Raw genomic sequence first — 233 nt, forward strand, 5'->3', positions numbered from 1 at the left:
GGCGCTACGGCGTTTCACTTCTGAGTTCGGCATGGGGTCAGGTGGGACCACCGCGCTATCGCCGCCAGGCAAATTCTGTTTTACCAGCCCGTCATAACGACGCACTGATTAATCTGTATCAGGCTGAAAATCATCTCAAATCCGCCAAAACATCTTCGGCGTTGTAAGGTTAAGCCTCACGGTTCATTAGTATCGGTTAGCTCAACGTATCGCTACGCTTACACACCCGACCT

At 51.5% G+C, this 233-nt stretch carries 1 rRNA gene; it reads right to left on the reverse strand.

What is annotated here, in order from left to right:
• Positions 1 to 69: ribosomal RNA gene (gene rrf, locus PGQ95_RS26475) — 5S ribosomal RNA — on the reverse strand; the annotation flags it as partial.
• Between the last annotated feature and the right edge of the window lie 164 nt (positions 70 to 233).

It is taken from the genome of Klebsiella sp. 141240, from assembly GCF_050600805.1.
Lineage (GTDB): Bacteria > Pseudomonadota > Gammaproteobacteria > Enterobacterales > Enterobacteriaceae > Klebsiella > Klebsiella aerogenes.